Raw genomic sequence first — 19,528 nt, 5'->3', positions numbered from 1 at the left:
GAGTCACAAAAGGTACTCAAGCGGTCATGCAGCGCGCTGCATGACCGTTCGGGGACTTTCTAAACAACTCCAATAGAAACCTTCCGTAGTCGCTGCATTTTCACATTTCGCATATTCGTCACATTTCTCACATCATCCCCTTGATTCACCTGTTCACCGACGGCTCGGCACGCGGCAACCCCGGCCCGGGCGGCTACGGCGCCATTTTGCGCTACGGCCCGCACGAAAAAGAGCTCACCCAGGGCTTCCGCCACACCACCAACAACCGCATGGAGCTGCTGGCCGTGATAGTCGGCCTCGAAGCCGTGACCCGCCCCGACCTGCCCATCCGCGTCGTCTCCGACTCCAAATACGTGGTCGATTCCGTGGAAAAAAAGTGGGTTTTCGGCTGGGAGAAAAAGGCCGATTTCGGTAAAAAAGCCAACGAGGACCTGTGGCGGCGCTTCCTGCGCATCTACAAGCAGCGCAAAGTCACCTTCCACTGGATAAAAGGCCACGCCGGCCACGCCGAAAATGAGCGCTGCGACGTGCTGGCCGTGCAAAGCGCCCTGGGCAAAGGCCTGCTGGTGGATGAAGGGTATGAGAAAGGAGTTTTGAATGCTGGGGGTTGAATGTTGAGTTAAAAAGTATCATTCAACCCCCAGCATTTAAAAATCAACACTTCCAAGTTGCCCAACGACTACTTCCAGTTCCAGCAGTTCCGCATCGAGCAAAGCGCCTGCGCCATGAAGGTGAGCACCGATGCCTGCCTGCTCGGCGCGGCCGCCGACCTCACCGGGGCCACGCGCCTGCTCGATATCGGCACGGGCACCGGTCTACTGGCCCTCATGGCCGCCCAGCGCCACGCTACCGTCGCAATCGAAGCGGTAGAGATTGATGCCGCCGCCGCCGCTCAGGCAGCGGCCAATGCGGCAGCCTGCCCGTGGGCCGGGCGCATTCGGGTGCGGGCGCTAAGCCTGGCTGAGTACGCGGCGACGGCCCCTACCCCGTTGGCTGACGCCGACTTTAAGTTCAGTCACATTATCTGCAACCCGCCGTTTTTTCGGCAATCGCTGCGCTCGCCCAATGCGGCGCGCACCACCGCGCGCCACGAAGATGCCGGTTCGCTTTCCTTTGCAGCACTAGCGGCTTTCGCGGCGAATTTTCTGGCCGTGGCTGGTTTACTCACGGTGCTTCTGCCACCACCCGAAATGCGGGCATTTGAGGCCGTTGCGGCGCAAGTCGGACTATATCCGGCTACGCGGCTGGTGGTACGGCATCGGCCCGGCAGCCGGCCACTGCGGCACATCACGGGTTTCCGGCCAGGGGCATCAGCAACACACGAAACCGAGCTAACGATTCGGACAGCGGAGAATGAGACAGAATACTCGGCCGCGTTCGAGGCATTGCTGGCCGGGTTTTACCTGGCGCTGTAGCCCCCTGTGCTACAACGGGCTACACCAGCCCCGCCAGCAGGCCCAGCTTCTCACGGTGCAGGCTATCGAGCAGGTCGGCCTCCAGCGTACCGAATTCCGCCGCCAGATAATGGCGCTGTACACGCCCATCCACCAGCACCGAGATTTCATTGCAGGTTTCGATGAGCGCACCCAGGATGTGCGAGGTGAGCAGCATGCCCGTACCCCGGTCGCGCAGCCGCTTCAGGATTTCCTTCAGCAGCAGGTTGGCTTCCAAGTCGAGGCCGTTGAAGGGCTCATCGAGAATGAGGTAGCTGAACTGCTGCACCAGCAACGCAATCAGGGCCAGCTTCTTGCGCATGCCGGCCGAGTATTCGTCGGCATACTGGTCGAGGGGCAGCTCCAGGATTTGGTTCCAACCCGCAAAATCCATGATGGCGCGGCCCCGAGCCTGCAGGCAGAATTCCAGGTACTCGCGCCCGGTGAGGCGCGGGTAGAAATACGGCTCGTAAGGCAGCAGCCCGCAATGCTCGCGCACAGTCGCCCCGGCTGTATCGCGGATGGTACCGGCAAAGTCGCTTTCCAGCCCATAAAGGCAATTAATAAGCGTAGTCTTTCCCGCACCATTGGCTCCTACCAGCCCGTGAATAGTGCCGGGAAGCAAGTTCAGGCTCACATCGTGCAGCACAACGTGCGGGCCGTAAGCCTTGCGCAGATTAAGAATTTCGAGCATTCTATAATTCAGTTAAAAGTTGAAGTTGGAATGAATTTTTAACTTTTAACTTTTAACTCCCGATTCCCTTCCCCCAACACTGCCCGCAGCCGCCGCTGGCTCTGCCAGATTAAGCCGCCCACCGCTACCAGCAGCAGCACCGGGTACACCGGATGCGCCATCAGGGCGAGCGCTACGCCCACCACCAGCGCCTGCGTGGTGCGGATGTGCACGGCATTGGGGTAGAACGCATACTTGGTAAGAATGAGCAGCGCTACCAGCGCCAGCCAGAACGCGGCCACGGCCACGGCCCCGCCCCTACCGGCCGGCCCCGCTGCCAGCAACCAGAAAAACGGGGCGGCCGAGAGCGGCCGCGTAGCCCACGCCCAGCCCCAGCCGCCGCCGCAGAAACTGCTTTGGCGTGCGCGTTGCCAGCACCAGCATCGTCACCGGCTCGGGAGTGCCGGACAGGCCAGCAAAATAAATAGCCACCCCACCAGGGCCACGCCCGCCCGCCCCCCCGGCCCGCAGCCCGCTCACCCATTCAAACGCTTCGCTCCGAAACAGGCTGCGGGCGCGGTGCCGCACGCGCTGGCTTTCGCGGCGCGCGGGCAGCCACGCCGCCAGGCAGGACAGGGCCAGCGTGAGCATGGCCGCGCCCCAGTCGTGAAAGCTGGCCAGGGCCCCTGCTACGGGCAGTACCAGCAGCAGGTATTCCACGGCCAGCCAGCGCCGGAAGCGCGGCGCGCTGGTGGCCAGAAAACGCCAATCGGCCCGCTGCCGGTGGGCCGATGCCAGCAGCAGGAAACTAAACGACTATGGACTGTAAGTCCATAGGTTTGGATTGCGAATGAAATTCGCGGGTTTCGGCTCAAGCCGACTGAAAGACAACCACTGTAAGTGGGCTATTCCAGAATGAAATTCTCGTCCCCATTGGGCTGGTCCTTGTGATGATTCAAATACGCTTCGAGTAGCTCGTCTGTGATGTTACCGACACTCCAGGCCCCGTAGCCAATGCCCCAGAAATGACCGCCCCAATACCGCCGCTTCAACTCGGGAAACTCTTGCAAGAGCAACTTGGCGCTGCGTCCCTTCAAGCGACGCATTAATTCGCTCACAGCCAAGGCGGGCGGATACGAGACCTGCAAATGGATATGGTCTTTGCTCACTACCCCTTTCAAGATGCCCACATCCAGCGTGTTACACGTCTGACGCAGCAAGTCCCGGCAGCGCAGTTGCACATCCCCCGTCAGCACCTGGTAGCGATATTTTGTGCTCCACACCAGATGCACTTCCAGCTTGTGAACCGAATGGCTGCCTGTTCGCTGCTTCATCTCACAAAGGTACCCGACGCCTGGAAGTGAGTAGCAACTAAAGTCTTGCCCTAAAGGGCATAGCTTTAACTAGCGTGCTTAAAAAGTCAAAAAAGGCACCGCCCACTGGCCCGCCGGGTGCGTGCCGGCCAGCACCAGCCCACGGCCCACGGCCGCCAGCAGCACCGGGGCCAGCAGCGCCAGCCGCAGCCCGCTAACTTCGCGCAGCAGCCGGAGCAGCAGCGTGAGGCGCATTTTCAAATAAGCCCGGAGTGCCTTCATGCCGCGCCCCAACGCCCTATTACGGCCGCGTATTGTCCGGCCGCTCCCACTATGCTTCTTCTTCGTGGAAGCGGATGCCGTAATCGGCGGCCAGCTCGTCCAGAATGGGCTCGTGTAAGTCGGCTCCCACCGGAATCAGCACGCCGCGCTGGGGCACTTCGCCGCGCAGCAGGCGGCGCACGGCCATGCCCAGGGGCAGGCCCACGGTTTTGGCCATGCCGGTATGGGTGGCGTCGTCGCCCTCCACGGCCAGCGACGACGTGAGGCGGTGCGTGGTGCCGTTCAGCTCAAACTCGAAGAGGTGCTGCATCACAATCAGGTCCTGGTCGTGAGGTTGCAGCTGCCACTTTTCGGCCAGCAGGCGCTCCAGCAATTGGGCCGGCGTGGCGTGAGCATGGCCCACGGGCCGGTCCGAAAACAAGCCCAGCCAGTGCAGGCGGCCCATTTCTTCGCCGGTGGGGTTCAGGCCAAGGTAGGCCGCCACCCGCGCCGCCAGGTCGAGGTGCAAAATGAGTGATGCGGGTAGATAGGCCACCACCAGCTCGGCCCAGGTCATGGTGGCGGGGTTGTCGAGGTTCACCGAGTCATCGGTCAGGCCGAGGCGCACGAGGGCTTGCCAGGCGGCGCAGTAGCCCGGCCGCCGCAGCGTACCGCGCAGGATGGTCGGAATATCCTCCAGCCCATACGGCGCGCGGTAGCTCAGCGAATCCCGGTTGGCGTAGCCTTCAAACTCGCCGTATTCGGGCAATGTCAACGTCTCAATCCGACTAAAAAGCTGCTGGTACGGGATGAAGCGCGGCAACCCGTTCTCTAGAAATTTAGCCGTACTCTGGCCCGCCAGCACCACGTTGCGCGGGTTCCAGGTGAACTTGTATTTCCAGGGATTATCGCCCTCCGCCGCCGGAGCCAGCAGGCCCCCGCAATAGCTTTTGAAGCTGGTAATGACCCCGCCCCGCCCCCGGATGTGCGCAATGGCCCGCATCGCCGACATGTGGTCGAGGCCGGGGTCCAGGCCGCACTCCATGAGCAGCGTCACGCCGGCGGCCTCAGCCTCGTCGTGCAGCGCTCGAATCTCAGGGCTCACGTAGCTGGCCGTGGCCAAGTGGCGGCCCTGGCGCACGCAGGCCCGTGCCACCACTGGGTGCAGGGCGGCCGGCAGCATCGAAATCACGGCATCGGCCTGGCTCACCAGCTCCTCTAGCTGGGCCTCATTGGCCAGGTCGAAGGGTACGGCGCGGGCGTACTCGGTGTGGGCCGCCAGCACCGGCACCAGATGCGCCGGGTTCACGTCGGCCACGGTCAGATACCAGTTTTCGGTAGGCGCGTGGCGCAATAAGTACTGGATAAGGGACGAGGCCGAGCGGCCGGCCCCAAGGAGCAAAAGGCGGGAAGTCATGCGGCAAAAGTAGAACGCTGCGCTTAATGAGGGATGAGGCATTGCCGCTGGCCGCAGTTTAGCGCGCAGCGCGTAATTGCTGGCTAACCCGTAACGCGAGTTTGCAACTCGCTGCCTCAAAGCGGCAATCCCGGTAGGCGAGTCGCAAACTAGCATCACCAATCAGCCAGCAGTTACGCGCTGCGCGCTAAACTGCAGCCAACGGCAAGTGCGGCCCGCAACCACGCCAAATCAGAATCTGCAAAAAATCCATTCCCATTTCTCAATTATTAATTCTTCATTAAGCCCAACGTATTACCTTCGCCGCCCCCTAATCCCATCCACATGGCCCGCAATTCCCGCCAGCAGCTTATTACCTTCGAAGAGCTGGACGCCGCTACCGACCTCACGCCGGCCGAGCAAACCACCTGGCAGGCCGCCCGCGATGCCACCACGCACGCCTACGCGCCTTATTCCGGCTTCCACGTTGGGGCCGCGCTGCTCCTCGCCGATGGCACCATTTTCACGGGCACCAACCAGGAAAACGCCGCCTACCCCTCCGGCCTGTGCGCCGAGCGCACGGCTTTGTTTGGCCTCGCCGCCGCGCAGCCCGGCCACGCGCCCATTGTGGGCATGGCCGTGGCTGCCCGCCCCAATCACGGCGATTTTGGCCCCGCCATGCCCTGCGGGGCTTGCCGCCAAGTGATGCTGGAATACGAAACGCGCCAGGGCCAGCCCATTCCGCTGCTGCTCCCCAGTCGCGATGGCACTATTCTGCGCTTCAGCGCCCTCAGCGCCCTCATGCCCTTCTGCTTCTCGGCCGATGACCTGCCGCCCGCCGGGTAGCCGGCCCCCTCGGTCTTTATGGAACACCACCTCACCGTTGCCCGCACGGCCCGCTACCAGCAGCTGGGCAAATTATCGACCCAAACGCGCCATGTGTGGTTTGTCTGCCACGGCTACGGGCAGCTGGCCGCGTACTTTATCCGGCACTTTGCTTTTTTAGTCGAAGCCGACCCCAGCACCGTCATCATCGCGCCCGAGGGTCTGTCCCGCTTCTACCTCAGCGGCAACGGCGGCCGCATGGGCGCCAGCTGGATGACCCGCGACGACCGCCTACACGAAATCAACGACCATATCGGCTTCCTCAACCAGCTGGCCGAAAGGGTACTCGCTGAGTGCCCACCCTATGTGCAAGTTACCGTGCTGGGCTTTTCCCAAGGCACCGCCACGGTCAGCCGCTGGCTGACGCAAGCGCGTTTCAGACCCGCTCACCTTGTCCTATGGGCCGGCAGCTTTCCCGATGATATAGATGCCACCGTGGCACAAAGCCTCCTGCACGCCCTTAAGCTAACTATTGTTATCGGTTCTGATGACGAATACATCACCCTCACCCAGGCAGAACAGCAGTTCCAATATCTTGAACAATTCGCCGCTTTAACGCACCTCGTCACATTCCCCGGCAAGCACGAATTGAGCCGCGCCATCCTGAAAAAGTTAGCGGCTTCGAATCAATAAAAAAGCCCCGCCGGCTGCGCAAATGCACAGCCAGCGGGGCTCGTTTGTTCAAAACAACTACTTCCGGTTAATCGTAGTGGCCGCGCCCTGCGCGCCGGCCAGCACCAACACTTCGGCAATGGTTACGTGCGGCGGGCGCGTCACCATAAACACAATTACCTCGGCAATATCCTCCGGCTTCAGCGGCTCAAATCCTTCGTACACCTTAGCGGCCCGCGCCTCATCGCCCTTGAAGCGTACCTGCGAGAACTCGGTTTCCACTGCTCCAGGGTTCACCTCGGCTACCCGCACACCGGTGGGCAGCAGGTCGAGGCGCATGGTTTTGGTGAGCATCTGCACGGCGGCCTTGGTGGCGCAATACACGTTGCCGTTGGCATACGCTTCCTGCCCGGCAATGGAGCCAATGTTCAGGATGAAGCCCGTTTGGCGGGCCGTCATGCCCGGCAGCAGAGCGTGGGTCACGTTCAGCAGGCCGCGCACGTTGGCATCCAGCATCTGGTCCCAGTCGGCGGGGTCGCCGGCCTGAATGGGGCTCAGGCCGTGTGCGCCGCCGGCGTTGTTCACCAGCACATCGGGAGCACGCAGGGCCTCGGGCAAGCTCGCCACGGCCGCATCCACCGCCGCGCGGTCGCGCACGTCGAACGTGAGCACGTGTACCGGCACCGGAGCCAGCTCTGCCACCAGCTCATCGAGCCGCTCACGGCGCCGCCCGGTCACCACCAGCTGGTAGCCGGCCTTAGCCAGTGCCACGGCCGTAGCCCGGCCAATGCCCGACGATGCGCCGGTTACGAAAGCAGTTTTCATTTTGTTGAAATAAGAAATCGGTATTAGGAAATCAGCAGTCAGACATATTTTTCCAACTACCGGCTCCCCAATACCGACTACTGAAAAATTAGTTTTGAATATTGATGTACAGCGTCACCGAATTGGTGCTCATGTACTGCAAGCTGTTGCTGAACACGTCGTTGTGCCCCACCAGCAGGTTTTTCAGGCCGTGCGAAAACCGCAGCTCTGGTGCCAGCTTAAACAACGGGTAAAACAGGTCCAGGCCCACGCCATACTCCAGCGTCAGGTCGCTGTTGAGCGCCTGCAGCTGGTTGCGCAACGGGTCGCTACGACGGTTGCTGGCCGTGATGCTCGGGCTGATACCGGCAATCATATACATCCGCGCATTGCGCCGCCGGTCCGACTGGTATTTAATCAGCAGCGGAAACTGCACCACCGTCGAGGTCACTTCCTGCGTCACAATCGAGTCTGGCACCGGGTAGTTGCGCGGCGTGAATTCCACTTTCCGCGTCAGGAAATTTATCCCGGGCGCAAAGCGAAAGATAAACGGTGAGCGGGGCCCGCCAAGCCGCGCATCGCCAATAAAACCTACCCCCAGACTCGGGCTGTAGATGGAATTGGCCGTCACGTACTGGCTGGAGATGTAGGCGCTCGATTGCTCAATCACAAACCGCGAAGCCGAGCCGCTGATGTACATGCCCGGGTGAAACCACCGGTCATCGTAGCCAGGAAGGTTCTGCACCGTGATGGATTTGATAGTGCCATTTTTGCCCCGGTTGGCCCGCGACTGAGCTTTGCGCTGTGCCATTGCGGCCGTGGGCAGCAGCAGCGCCAGCAAACCAAGCAGCAGCAGGCGCTTTATTTCTGCGCGGTGTAGATGGAGCTTATTCCGAAGGTGAGTGGTTGCCATGCAGGTTCTTTGAAGCCGACCTTAGCGAGAATAGCTAGGAAATCGGGACCGTCGGGGAAGGCCTGCACCGAGGCCGGCAGATAAGTATACGCCGACTGGTCTTTGGAAATCATCTTACCAAAGACCGGCAGTACCCGACTAAAATAAAAATTATACGCTTGCTTAAGGGGAAATGCACTGGGCTTACTGAATTCCAGGATAACAAGCTTACCCCCCGGCCGCAGCACCCGCCGCATTTCGGAAAGGCCGGCTTCGAGATGCGCAAAGTTGCGCACCCCAAAAGAGGCCGTCACCGCGTCAAACTCACCGTCCTCAAACGGCAGGTTCTCCGAGTCACCGAGTTCCAGCTGAATGCGGTGGCCCAGGCCTTTGGCGGCCAGCTTGCGCCGCCCAACTTCCAGCATTCCTTCCGAGATGTCGACGCCCGTTATCCGGGCATCGGGAGCGGCGGCCCGCAGGGTTTCAATGGCGAAATCGGCGGTGCCGGTCGCAATATCCAGAATGCGGGCCGGGCGCAACGCTTTCAACTCATCTACCGCTTTGCGCCGCCAGTAAATGTCGGTGCCTGCGCTGAGAAAATGATTGAGAAAATCGTACTTGCCCGCGATGGAGTTAAACATCTGGGCAACCTGCGATTTCTTATCGGCGGAATTGTCTTTGTAGGGTACGACGGCCATGTGCGGGCGCAAAGAACGTTAATGAAGCGGGAAAATTGTTCTCCCCCAACGCCCAATCGGGCTGGTTTGTTAGCGGGCACTACCATAAAAGAACAGCAGCGCTCCCGAACGCATGATAATAAAAAGCGGGCCGGACAAACTGCCCGGCCCGCTTCCCAATTTAACTGCCTGAACGATAATTAGTTCTTGGCTTTCACTTTGGTTTTTTTGCCGTTGGCGTCTTTGGCTTTGGCATCGAGCTCACCGTTTTTAGTCACGGTCTTCGACTTCTCACCAGCGCTGCCTTTGGTTTTAACCTTCACTTTATCCGAATCCTCGTCCACCTTGGTTTTCACCTTGGTGCCATCGGCCAGTTTCACCTTGCTCTTGCCGGGGCTCAGCGGAGCAGCTGTTGTGGTCGTGGTGGTCGTCGAACCGCTCATGCCAGTGTCGGTAGCGCTGGTCGGAGCCGTCATGGTCGGCATGGCTTCGCCTTCCTTCAGCACCACTTTAAACTCGTCGCGGCGGTTGAGCTGCATGTTCTCGGGCGAATCGTTCGGCGCGGCCGGACGACGCTCGCCGTAGCTCACGGTCGTCATGCGAGCCTCGGCAATGCCCTGCTTCTTCAGGTAGTTGAAGGCGGCGTTGGCGCGGTTCTGGCCGAGTACCATGTTGTACTCGTCGGTGTTACGCGAGTCGCAATGGCCTTCTACCGAGATGTTGATGCCGGGGTTAGCCATCAGCACCTGGCTGATTTCCGTCAGGGTCGTAATCGACTCCGGACGCAGCTTATACTTGTCGGTATCGAAGTAGATATTCTTGGTAGCAAACATGTTCGTTTGCGTCGTATCTACATAGTTGATGTAGAAATTCTTCGTGATGGTCGTCGAATCATTCGTCGAAACCGGCACGGCAAATTCCTGCGTCTCAATCGGCTTACCGTCCTTGCTCACAGCCACCTGGTAGGTACGGCCCGAAAGCACAGCTACCTGATAAGCGCCATCGGGCTTGGTTACGTCGCGGAAGCTCAGTGCCGTTTTATCAGCCTGCGAACCGCTGAACACCAGCTCCACACCCGGAATTACTGTGGTGCTGTCTTTCGACGAGAATACCTTACCAACGATGTTGGCGTTCTTGATGTAGTTGATGGTGTAGATGTCCTTCTCACCGTAGCCGCCAATGCGGTACGAGCTCAGGTAAGCGTAGGAGCCATCGGGGCTCAGGCGGTAGTAGGAGTCATCGTCCGGCGTGTTCACGGGGTAGCCCATGTTCTGGGCCGGGCCCCACTTGCGGCCGGCTTCGTCGTAATCCGACTTGAAGATGTCGTAGCCGCCCATCGTGTTGTGGCCGCGCGACGAGAAGTACAGCGTCTTGCCGTCCTTGCTCAGGTAAGGGCTGTCGTCGTCGTACTTGGTATTGATGTTGGCACCCAGCGAACGGGCCGTACCCCAGTCCGAACCCGTCGAAGTGCGGGTAGAGGTGTACAGGTCCAGCGTACCATCTTCCGAGTATTTACCGGTCGAGAAGTAGATGGTCAGGCCGTCTGGCGTAATGAAGGCATCCGACTCGAATGCTTTCGAGTTGATGTTGCCATCCAAAGCCTTAGGAGCCGTCCAGTCGCCGCCGCTTTTGTCAGTTACGAAGATGTCGCCGTTGTTATCGTTGCGGTACATCAACATCTTGGTATCGTTGTCGAACAGCTGGATGGAGGCATCGTGGCCTTTACCGTTCAGCACGCCGCTCAGCGAGCGGGGCTTCTGCCAATTCTCGTCATCCACGCGGGCGGCTTCGAAGATGTCTTCGTAGTATTCGCCATCGGCAGCTACGCTCTTGTTCTTTTTGTCCGAAACCTTGCCAGTGGCACCGGTCACGTTCTCACCCCGCGAGGTGAAAATGAGCATTTTGTTATCCGACGAAATTACGGGGCTGTGCTCCGAGAACTGCGTGTTGATGGTGGGGCCCAGGTTCTTCACGAAGATGTCCTTGGGCGAGTTGAACTGCACCTTGGCATTCTTGCTGTGCTGAATGAGCTGTGCCAGCTCTTCTTTGCGCTGGTCGTTCTTCTTCAGGGTAGCGTTGTAGGCCTGAAAGTGGGCCACGGCCTCGTCGAAGTTGTAGTTGAGGTGGTCAACCCGGCCGAGCCAGTATTCCACGTCCTTCGAAACTTTCGGCTTCAGCTTCTGCGCTTTGTAGATGTAGTCGCTGGCCTTCTCCTTGTCGAAAGACATGTAGGAAATGCCGGCATTAAACAGCGCTTTGGCGTTGTTCGGGTCTTTGGCCAATACCTTTTCGTAGTAAGGAAGGGCAGCGCGGTAGTTTTCCTGCTCGAAGAACTTGTTGCCGGTTTTAAGGTCCTTACGCGTGCTTTGCGCCTGTGCCGGGGAGGCAATTGCGGCGGTGAGGGCAACGGCGCACGACGCTTGCAGTAACCTTCTGGATAAGTTGTCCATTTGAGGAGAGATTTGAAAAAAAGAAATTTCTGAAGGGATTGTAAGGAAAGAGTGCGCCGCCGGAGCAGCGGCAGAAAACTATATTTTGGGCTTATACTGAAAAAACGCGATAGGGTTAGGCTTTAATGCGCATTTGCGCAGAAGGTAACCGACTATCGGGCCAAAAAGCCCACACGAAACCACGCCATGGCAAAGCCAATGACGGGCAAAGATAGGCTGTTTGGATGCGAAAAGCGGTTTTCGGCAAAATTTCGGCCATTCAGGTGTGGTCGAGTTCGGCGGCAGTGGCTGGCTGGCTGGCTTGACTGGCATGCCGCGCAAATATAGAAGCACTAATTAAATAGCCATCCCCTGACGCATTTTTATTTATTCGGCGTTAGGTGGCATTCCGGCGTAATTTTACGGCTTGTTAATTCCCCGTTTATTCTCCGCCTTATCTATGGTTATTCACGACGCGCGCTTTCTGATGAGTAATTCACGGGCCGACTTATGCCCCGCTCCTACGCTGCCCGAATACGCTTTCATCGGCCGCTCCAACGTGGGAAAGTCGTCGCTTATCAATATGCTGACGGAGCGCAAGGGGCTGGCCAAAACGTCATCTTCGCCGGGCAAGACGCAATTAATTAATCATTTCGTTATTAATGACACTTGGTTTCTGGTCGATTTGCCGGGCTACGGCTACGCCAAAGTGAGCAAAACCTCGCGCGCCGAATGGGCCAAGATGATTAACTACTACCTGCGCAACCGGGCCAACCTGATGTGCGTGTGCGTGCTGATTGACTCGCGCCACGCGCCGCAGACCGCCGATTTGGAATTCATGGAAAAGCTGGGCGAAGAGGGCATTCCCTTCGTGATGATTTTCACAAAGGCCGACAAGCAGTCGACGGCCCAGACCAAGGCCCTGCTGACCGAGTACCTGCGCAAGATGAGCGAAATCTGGGACGAGCTGCCGCGCTACTTCCTGACCTCGGCCGAAACCGGCCTGGGCCGCGACGAAGTCCTGGATTTTATTACTGACGTGAACGAACAATGGGTGGCCGAGGCCGCCGCCAATGCGTAGATTGGCCCCGAAATTGCCAACCACCCACTGGCCCGCATGGGCTGCATTCCCCCCCTGTTTTCCTCCGCCCTTTATGAACATCATGACCAAAAATATTTCTATACCGCAGCTGGCCCTGGGCCTGCTGCTGCTGGCCGCCGCGCCAGCCGCCGCCCAAACCACTCCCAATATTGCGCCGCCCAAGTCGCAGGCCGAGAAGGGCACAGGCATTGGGTCGGCCGGCAAGGTGATTCCGGTGGCTGAATACTACGAAGGTGGCCAGGCGGCCATGTACGACTTCATTGGCAAGGAACTCAAATACCCACTAATGGCTAAGCGCAACCGCATTCAGGGCCAGTGCATTGTGAGCTTTATCCTGAATCCTGACGGCACCATGTCGGGGGTGAAGCTGGTGAAGCAGGTGGGCGGCGGCACGGGCGAGGAAGCCCTGCGCGTGGTGCGCCTGCTGAAGTTCAAGGCCCCGGAATATCCGATTCTGACCAGCCTGCCCATCGTGTTCAAGCTCGGCGTGACGGGCTCGAACGCGACGGAAGGACAATAATCCGTAGTTTTGCGCTGAAGAAGGAGGAATGAGGAATGAAGTTGGTGAAATGGCCCCACGGCGTTTCTTGCTTCATTCCTCATTCTTTCTTCCTCGTTCTTCATTCTCAATATTCCCAAAAATGCCCTACGAATTGCAAGAATTGGCCGCTATCAGCGGCATGCCCGGCCTGTACCGCCTGGTGCGCGCCGCCCGCCACGGCGTATTGGTCGAAAGCCTCGACGAAAAAGCAACCCGCACGTTGGCCCCGGCCCGCAACAAAGTGTCGCTGCTGTCGGAGATTTCCATCTATACCCAGGACCCCGAAGAGACGGTGCCGCTGACGGAAGTATTCGAGCGTATCTACCAGAAGCATGGCGCGGCATCGCCCGTGACGGCCAAGTCGAGCGAGGATGAGCTAACCAGTTTCCTGGCCGGCGTGATTCCCGACTACGACCGCGACCGGGTGTATCTGTCCGATATCAAGAAGCTGGCCAGCTGGTACGGCATCGTGAGCAAGCACCGCCCCTACCAGGAGGCAGCCGCTGCCGAAGCCATCGAAGAAGCACCAGCAACGACAGAAGAAGCACCGAAGCCCAAAGCCAAATCGGCCAAAGCCACCAAAGCCGACACCGAGCCCAGCGCCGATGAGCCCCTGAGCACCGGCGGCGTAATTGGCGCAGCCGACGAAGCGCCGACCGCCGAAGGCAACCCGGAGGCTACCGCCCCGGCCAAGAAAAGCCGCAAGAAGGCCGAGTAGTTCGACCTTTTTACAACAAAAAAGCCGTTCCTGATATCAGGAACGGCTTTTTTATTATCGAACAGGAACGGTCATGCCCATCTGGCGTCCGCGTAGCCGAAGCATCTCTACCGCTTCGTTGATTCAGCATTGATTACTAAAGCATGCGAGATACTTCGGCTACGCGGACGCCAGATGGGCATGACAAGGTGCTTATTTAGCATCGGCTTTGATTTTGGACTCTTTGGCGGGCTGCTCTTTGGCCTGCTGATACTGAGCAATCAGGGCTTCGGCCTGCTCCACGAGGTCTTTGCTGCCGATGAAAACGGGGCAACGCTCGTGCGGCGTCTGGGGCTCGATTTCCATGGTGCGGCGTTGGCCGTTGCTACTCTTGCCGCCGGCCTGCTCCACGATGAACGCCAGTGGGTTGCACTCATACATGAGGCGCAGCTTGCCGTTGGGGCTTTTGGCGGTGGCGGGGTAAATGTAGATGCCGCCCTTGAGCAGGTTGCGGTGAAAATCGGCCACGAGCGAGCCGATGTAGCGGGCTGAAAAGTGCTGGTCTTTGCACTGCTTCACGAAGGCCGCTACGCCGGGGGCGAACGATTCGGAGCTGCCCTCGTTGATGGAGTAGACGGTGCCGGTTTTGGGCGTCTGAATGTCGGGGTGCGAGAGGAAGAACTCGCCCAACGAATGCTCGTAGGTGAAGCCATTCACGCCGTTGCCGGTCGTGTAGACCATCATGGTGCTGGAGCCGTAGATGACGTAGCCAGCGGCCACCTGGTGGGTGCCGGGCTGCTGGCAGTCGGCCACGGTGCCCTCGCGGCCGGTGGGCGATACGCGGCGGTAGATGCTGAAAATGGTGCCGATGCTCACGTTTACATCGATGTTGCTCGACCCGTCGAGCGGGTCGATGGCCACCACGTACTTACCCTGGTTGTTGCCGGTCTGAATCATCTCATCGTCCTCCTCGGAGATGATGGTGCAGACTTCGCCCCCGTTGCGCAGGGCGCGGATGAAGCGGATGTTGGCAATAACGTCGAGCTTCTGCTGGTCTTCGCCCTGGATGTTCTGGCTGCCGTAGGCACCGGCAATATCGATGAGGCCGGAGCGGTTAATTTCGCGGTTTACAATCTTGGCAGCCAGGGCGATATCGCGCAGTAGCTGGGAGAGCTCACCCGTGGCGTAGGGGAAATCTTCCTGCTTGCGCATGATGAAACGGTCGAGGGTAGTGCCGACGGGTAGGGCCAGTTTATTGTGGTCCATAAGCGAGTTGGGAGTCGAAATGAGGTAGTGGGAATGCTCAACAAAGCTACTCTAGCGGGGGCGAAGTGCAATCGGTTGCGTTTGCGGCGGCCTCTGGAGGAGCGGTAAAAATTGCTCACGGTACGGTATTCTGCAAGGATGGCAGCACCCGATAAAACCGTAGTGAAGCGCCTGAAAAACCGCATTTACGGCCGGCGGCGCTACTTTTGGGGCCTATGGATACAGCACAGGGACTTCAGGTGTACAAATTTGGCGGGGCGTCGGTGAAGGACGCGGCGGCTATTCTCAACCTCTGCCGCATTGTGCAGGATTTTGGGCCAAAAGGGCCGCTGGTGATTGTGGTGTCGGCGATGGGCAAGACGACCAATGCGCTGGAGGAGATTTATGATTTGGCGTATGCTGGACAGGCTTACACTGAGAAGCTACGGACCTTGGACCAGTTTCACTGCGGGGTAGCCGATGCCATGGCTTCCGAGCCCGACGACAAGTTTGGGGTGCCGGGCCTGGGCTACGGTGCGGTCACTCTGGGCACCCTGCTGGAAGAATTGCTGGAGCGGCTGGGCGGCGTGATGCCCGGTGACTATGACCAGCAGTACGACCAGATTGTAGGCTACGGCGAGTTGCTGTCGTCGCTCATCATGGCAAAAGCCTTAGGGGCGCAGTGGCTCGACTGCCGGTCCCTCATCTGCACAGACGACAACTGGCGCGAGGCCCGTGTGGACTGGGCCGCCACCGAGCGCAACATCGGCGCGGCTCTGCCCCCACTCCTGGCAAGGGGCTTAGTAGTGACCCAAGGCTTCCTGGGCGGCACCGCCGATGGCCGCACCACCACCCTCGGCCGCGAGGGCTCCGACTATACGGCCGCCATCCTGGCCTACTGCCTGCGGGCCGAGTCGGTGACCATCTGGAAAGACGTGACGGGCCTGCTGAACGCGGACCCCAAAATCTTCCCCGACACGGTGCGCTACCCCGAAATCAGCTACCGCGAAACCATTGAGATGGCATATTACGGCGCGTCCGTCATCCACCCCAAAACGCTGAAACCGCTGGCCGACCGCAACATTCCGTTGCGCGTGAAGTCGTTTCTGGACCCCGAGGCGGCAGGCACGCTCATTCACGACTGCCAGCATGCTGCGCTGGCCCCGGCCTTTATCCGGAAGACGGACCAGGCGCTGCTGTCCTTTGCGAGCAAGGATTTTTCGTTTATCTCGGAGGAGAATATGGCGGTGATTTTCGGGGCGCTGGCGCAGGCCAAGCTCAAGATTAACGTGATGCAGAACTCGGCCATCAGCTTCTCGGTGTGCGTCGATTTTTCGGAGCGGCGGGTGCACCAGCTGCTCGATTTACTACGCGAGCAATTCACGCTGCACTACAATACCGGGCTCACGCTGTTCACCATAAAGAACTACGATACGGCCAGCATTGCGCGCCTCACGGCCGGCAAGCGGCTGCTGCTGGAGCAGCGCACGCGCCATACGTTTCAGTTTGTGTGCCAGGGCTGAGAGCACAACCTCCGCACCGCAGATGCAGTAAAGCGCAGGCCCGGCTGATGGCGGTGGCTGAGCGAATTTTCCATCAATATGGGAGCGAAGCGCCGCTTCGCTCCTACTTACACATCCTGACATGGCAGTTCTCGTGGGCAAGCGCGCCCCTTCCTTCAAGGCCACAGCCGTGATTGGCGGCAAGACCGAAGAAGAATTTTCGCTCGACCGCTACCTGGGCAAGAAGCACGTATTATTCTACTTCTACCCGGCCGATTTCAGCCGGGTATGCCCCACCGAAATCCTGGCATTTCAGGACCGACTGGCAGAGTTTGAGCGCCGGGGCGTGGCCGTGGTGGGCTGCTCTACCGACTCGCACTACGTCCACCTGGCCTGGCAGGAAACGCCCCGCGACCAGGGCGGCATTGCCGGCGTGGCCTACCCGCTGGTGGCCGATGCCACCAAAACCATTTCGGCCAACTACGACGTGCTGGGCGGCCACTACGACTACACCGAGCAGGGCGAAATGACCTTCGTGGGCTCGCCAATGGCCTATCGGGGCCTGTTTTTGATTGACCGCGACGGCATTGTGCGACACCAGCTGGTGAACGACCGGCCGCTGGGCCGTAGCCTTGGCGAAGCCCTGCGCATGATTGATGCCCTGCAATTCTACGAGAACAACGGCGAGGCCTGCCCCGTGGATTGGGAAGCCAATAAGGATATTTAACCGTGGCCCGAAACATCGACTGGGCGCGTAGTGCGTAATTTTGGGCCTTGCTTTTCCTCTACGATACCGCCCTTGGCCTGTATGGCCTGTTGCTCCGGCTGTTAGCGCCGTTTGTGCCCAAGGCCGCCGCCTGGGTGGCGGGCCGGCGCGGGCTGCTGGCCCACATTCGCCAAACCATTGGGGCCGATGCCGCGCCCCGCGTGTGGTTTCACTGCGCCTCGCTGGGCGAGTTTGAGCAGGGCCGCCCGCTGATAGAAGCCTACCGGCAGGCGCACCCCGGCACCAAGGTGGTGCTCACGTTTTTCTCGCCCTCGGGCTACGAAATCCGCAAAAGCTGGCCGGGCGCCGACTACATTTTCTACCTCCCCCTGGATACCCGCGCCAATGCCCGGGCTTTTCTGGATGCGGTGCAGCCCCGCCTAGTGGTGTTTGTGAAGTACGAGTTCTGGTATCATTTCCTGGATGAGGCGTTTCAGCGCCACATTCCGGCCATCGTGGTGTCGGCTATTTTCCGGTCCGAGCAGGTGTTTTTCAAGCCCTGGGGCGGCTTTTTTCGAAAAATCCTCGGACGCTTCACGCATATTTTCACGCAGAACGAAGCATCGGCCCAGCTGCTGCGTGGCGCGGGGATTAAACAGGTGAGCGTGGCCGGCGATACCCGTTTCGATACCGTGGTGGCCACTGCGCTGGCCCCGGCCCGCTCGCTGCCGCTGGTTGATGCCTTTGTGGCCGACGGCGCACCCGTGCTGGTAGTGGGCAGCAGCTGGGCCGAAGACCTGCCCGTACTGCGCCCGCTGCTGGCACGCTACGGTCCGGAGCTGCGCGTGCTCATCGCCCCGCACGAAGTGACGGAAACCAACCTGCGCCTAGTTGAAACCACGCTGCCGGGGCCGGTGCAGCGCTACTCGCTGGCCGACATGGCTACCGTAGCCCAGGCCCGGGTGCTGCTGTTTGATAACGTGGGCTTGCTCAGTCAGCTCTATCGGTTTGGCGAATACGCCTACGTGGGCGGCGCGTTCGGCAAAGGCCTGCACAACACGCTGGAGGCGGCCGCGTTCGGCCTGCCGCTGTTTTTTGGGCCTACATACGGCAAGTTTCAGGAGGCCGTGGAGCTGGTGGCGATGAAAGGCGCGTTCCCCGTGCACAGCGGCGCCGAGCTGGAAGCTGCCTTCACTTACCTCTGGAACACCGACGAGGCCCGCCTGCGCCTTCAGGATACCATTCTCGATTACGTGCACGACCAGGCCGGGGCCACGCGCACCATCATGGCGGCCCTGCGCACCATCACTCCCGCATGACAACGACAACCACCGCCGATACCTACCTCCCCGATGGCCCCACCGGCCTGCTGCACGGCATCGTGGTGAAGTCCACGGGCTCGTGGTACATTGTGCGCGGCCTTGGCACCGGGCAGCTCTACCGCTGCCGCCTACGCGGCAAGTTCAAGATTAAGGGCCTGAAAGCCAGCAACCCGCTGGCCGTGGGCGACCTGGTCGATTTCAGCATTGAGGCCCAGACCGAGGGCGCGGGCGTTATCTCGCACATCGCCCCGCGCCGCAACTATATCGTGCGCCGCTCGGTGCACAAAACCGGCCACGTTCACATCGTAGCGGCCAACCTCGACCAGGCGCTACTGGTAGTTACGCTGGTGTCGCCAGCTACTTCGTTCGGATTTATCGACCGGTTTCTGGTGACGGCCGAGGCCTACCACATTCCCGTCACGCTGCTCTTCAACAAAACCGATTTGTACGACGAGGACGGCTTCGAGTACCAGGCCCAGATTGCGGGCATGTATGCCAGCCTGGGCTATCCCAGCCGCACCTGCGCCGCCACTACGGGCGAGGGCGTACCCGAAATCGACCACCTGCTCGATGGCAAAGTGAGCTTGCTGGCCGGCCACTCTGGCGTGGGCAAAAGCACGCTCATCAATGCCCTGGTGCCCGACCTCGACCTGAAAACCGCCGAAATCAGCGAATTCTCCGATAAAGGCGTGCACACTACTACTTTCGCCGAAATGCTGGAAGTGCGCCCCGGCACCTTTATCATCGACACGCCCGGCATAAAGGAGCTGGGCCTCGTGGATTTGCCGCCCGCCGAGCTGGCCGGCTACTTCCCCGAGTTCCGCGCCCTGCTGGGCCAGTGCCGCTACCACAACTGCCAGCACACCCACGAGCCCGGCTGCGCCGTGCGCGAAGCCGTGGACCAGGGCCGCATTGCCCTGCCCCGCTATGACAGCTACCTGAGCATGCTGGCCGGCGAGGATAACCGGCACTAGCGCTTGCGCCTCAATAAAAAGGAGGAGTGATGAACGAGGAATTACCAGCTGGCAATTCCTCGTT

Annotated in this window: 22 protein-coding genes; 11 read left to right on the top strand and 11 right to left on the bottom strand. The window is 59.9% G+C overall.

Features of this window, described 5'->3' with window-relative positions; all coding sequences use genetic code 11:
• The first annotated feature begins 140 nt into the window (after positions 1-140).
• Together rnhA and KQ661_RS12135 are read left to right on the top strand one after the other, a co-directional pair.
• Complete coding sequence (gene rnhA / locus KQ661_RS12140) at positions 141-611, top strand: ribonuclease HI (protein WP_216688598.1); 471 nt, start codon at positions 141-143, stop codon at positions 609-611.
• 57 nt (positions 612-668) lie between these two features.
• Entirely contained in the window at positions 669-1,415 is a 747-nt protein-coding gene (locus KQ661_RS12135; RefSeq protein ID WP_216727150.1) for a tRNA1(Val) (adenine(37)-N6)-methyltransferase, read from the top strand.
• 19 nt (positions 1,416-1,434) lie between these two features.
• On the opposite strand, the gene KQ661_RS12130 is transcribed toward KQ661_RS12135, so the two are convergent.
• The 6 genes from KQ661_RS12130 to KQ661_RS12105 all read right to left on the bottom strand — a co-directional run bounded on the left by KQ661_RS12130 (position 1,435) and on the right by KQ661_RS12105 (position 5,097).
• Positions 1,435-2,127, bottom strand: coding sequence for an ABC transporter ATP-binding protein (locus tag KQ661_RS12130; protein ID WP_216727149.1), 693 nt, complete (start codon positions 2,125-2,127; stop codon positions 1,435-1,437).
• Between the two features lie 38 nt (positions 2,128-2,165).
• Entirely contained in the window at positions 2,166-2,450 is a 285-nt protein-coding gene (locus tag KQ661_RS12125; RefSeq protein WP_216727148.1) for a hypothetical protein, read from the bottom strand.
• Positions 2,425-2,826, bottom strand: a complete 402-nt coding sequence (locus KQ661_RS12120; protein WP_216688594.1) for a hypothetical protein — start codon at positions 2,824-2,826, stop codon at positions 2,425-2,427. The genes KQ661_RS12125 and KQ661_RS12120 overlap by 26 nt, the downstream gene beginning before the upstream one ends.
• 185 nt (positions 2,827-3,011) lie before the next feature.
• Positions 3,012-3,440 carry an IS200/IS605 family transposase gene (gene tnpA / locus KQ661_RS12115; protein ID WP_216727147.1) on the bottom strand — a complete coding sequence of 143 codons (429 nt, stop codon included), beginning with the start codon at positions 3,438-3,440 and terminating at the stop codon, positions 3,012-3,014.
• 78 nt (positions 3,441-3,518) lie between these two features.
• The gene (locus KQ661_RS12110; RefSeq protein WP_216688592.1) at positions 3,519-3,674 is read right to left on the bottom strand and encodes a hypothetical protein; all 156 of its coding nucleotides are present in this window, start codon (positions 3,672-3,674) and stop codon (positions 3,519-3,521) included.
• 76 nt (positions 3,675-3,750) lie between these two features.
• The gene (locus KQ661_RS12105; RefSeq protein ID WP_216688591.1) at positions 3,751-5,097 is read right to left on the bottom strand and encodes a saccharopine dehydrogenase family protein; all 1,347 of its coding nucleotides are present in this window, start codon (positions 5,095-5,097) and stop codon (positions 3,751-3,753) included.
• A 324-nt stretch (positions 5,098-5,421) separates the two neighbouring features.
• On the opposite strand from KQ661_RS12105, the gene cdd reads away from it, so the two are divergent.
• A complete protein-coding gene (gene cdd, locus KQ661_RS12100; protein WP_216688590.1) occupies positions 5,422-5,922 on the top strand; it encodes a cytidine deaminase in 501 nt (166 codons plus the stop codon).
• Between the two features lie 18 nt (positions 5,923-5,940).
• Entirely contained in the window at positions 5,941-6,594 is a 654-nt protein-coding gene (locus KQ661_RS12095; RefSeq protein WP_216725987.1) for an alpha/beta hydrolase, read from the top strand.
• A gap of 57 nt (positions 6,595-6,651) precedes the next feature.
• On the opposite strand, the gene KQ661_RS12090 is transcribed toward KQ661_RS12095, so the two are convergent.
• The 4 genes from KQ661_RS12090 to KQ661_RS12075 form a co-directional block, all read right to left on the bottom strand.
• Positions 6,652-7,398, bottom strand: a complete 747-nt coding sequence (locus KQ661_RS12090; protein WP_216727146.1) for an SDR family NAD(P)-dependent oxidoreductase — start codon at positions 7,396-7,398, stop codon at positions 6,652-6,654.
• Between the two features lie 88 nt (positions 7,399-7,486).
• Positions 7,487-8,290, bottom strand: coding sequence for a type IX secretion/gliding motility protein PorT/SprT (porT, locus tag KQ661_RS12085; protein WP_216688587.1), 804 nt, complete (start codon positions 8,288-8,290; stop codon positions 7,487-7,489).
• A complete protein-coding gene (gene ubiE, locus KQ661_RS12080) occupies positions 8,239-8,967 on the bottom strand; it encodes a bifunctional demethylmenaquinone methyltransferase/2-methoxy-6-polyprenyl-1,4-benzoquinol methylase UbiE (protein ID WP_216688586.1) in 729 nt (242 codons plus the stop codon). Before ubiE ends, porT begins: the two co-directional genes overlap by 52 nt.
• Positions 8,968-9,146: 179 nt before the next feature.
• The gene (locus tag KQ661_RS12075; protein ID WP_216727145.1) at positions 9,147-11,396 is read right to left on the bottom strand and encodes an OmpA family protein; all 2,250 of its coding nucleotides are present in this window, start codon (positions 11,394-11,396) and stop codon (positions 9,147-9,149) included.
• A gap of 439 nt (positions 11,397-11,835) precedes the next feature.
• Between KQ661_RS12075 and yihA the strand changes: the two genes are divergently transcribed.
• The 3 genes from yihA to KQ661_RS12060 all read left to right on the top strand — a co-directional run bounded on the left by yihA (position 11,836) and on the right by KQ661_RS12060 (position 13,736).
• The gene (gene yihA / locus KQ661_RS12070; protein WP_216688584.1) at positions 11,836-12,456 is read left to right on the top strand and encodes a ribosome biogenesis GTP-binding protein YihA/YsxC; all 621 of its coding nucleotides are present in this window, start codon (positions 11,836-11,838) and stop codon (positions 12,454-12,456) included.
• 82 nt (positions 12,457-12,538) lie between these two features.
• Positions 12,539-12,997 (top strand): energy transducer TonB, encoded by a 459-nt coding sequence (locus KQ661_RS12065; RefSeq protein WP_216725985.1) that lies wholly within the window; start codon positions 12,539-12,541, stop codon positions 12,995-12,997.
• A gap of 121 nt (positions 12,998-13,118) precedes the next feature.
• The gene (locus KQ661_RS12060; protein ID WP_216688582.1) at positions 13,119-13,736 is read left to right on the top strand and encodes a DUF5606 family protein; all 618 of its coding nucleotides are present in this window, start codon (positions 13,119-13,121) and stop codon (positions 13,734-13,736) included.
• A 192-nt stretch (positions 13,737-13,928) separates the two neighbouring features.
• On the opposite strand, the gene fbp is transcribed toward KQ661_RS12060, so the two are convergent.
• A complete protein-coding gene (gene fbp, locus KQ661_RS12055) occupies positions 13,929-14,981 on the bottom strand; it encodes a class 1 fructose-bisphosphatase (protein ID WP_216688581.1) in 1,053 nt (350 codons plus the stop codon).
• 215 nt (positions 14,982-15,196) lie between these two features.
• On the opposite strand from fbp, the gene KQ661_RS12050 reads away from it, so the two are divergent.
• The 4 genes from KQ661_RS12050 (at position 15,197) to rsgA (ending at position 19,464) form a co-directional block, all read left to right on the top strand.
• Positions 15,197-16,483: an aspartate kinase gene (locus KQ661_RS12050; RefSeq protein WP_216725983.1), complete on the top strand. Its 1,287-nt coding sequence runs from the start codon at positions 15,197-15,199 to the stop codon at positions 16,481-16,483.
• A 121-nt stretch (positions 16,484-16,604) separates the two neighbouring features.
• Positions 16,605-17,189 carry a peroxiredoxin gene (locus KQ661_RS12045; RefSeq protein WP_216688579.1) on the top strand — a complete coding sequence of 195 codons (585 nt, stop codon included), beginning with the start codon at positions 16,605-16,607 and terminating at the stop codon, positions 17,187-17,189.
• A 47-nt stretch (positions 17,190-17,236) separates the two neighbouring features.
• Positions 17,237-18,487, top strand: a complete 1,251-nt coding sequence (locus KQ661_RS12040; RefSeq protein ID WP_216727144.1) for a 3-deoxy-D-manno-octulosonic acid transferase — start codon at positions 17,237-17,239, stop codon at positions 18,485-18,487.
• Complete coding sequence (rsgA, locus tag KQ661_RS12035; protein ID WP_210428086.1) at positions 18,484-19,464, top strand: ribosome small subunit-dependent GTPase A; 981 nt, start codon at positions 18,484-18,486, stop codon at positions 19,462-19,464. Before KQ661_RS12040 ends, rsgA begins: the two co-directional genes overlap by 4 nt.
• The last annotated feature ends 64 nt before the right edge of the window (positions 19,465-19,528 follow it).

The organism is Hymenobacter siberiensis (assembly GCF_018967845.1).
GTDB classification, from domain to species: Bacteria; Bacteroidota; Bacteroidia; order Cytophagales; family Hymenobacteraceae; genus Hymenobacter; species Hymenobacter siberiensis.
This window is presented reverse-complemented; position numbering and strand designations above follow the sequence as displayed.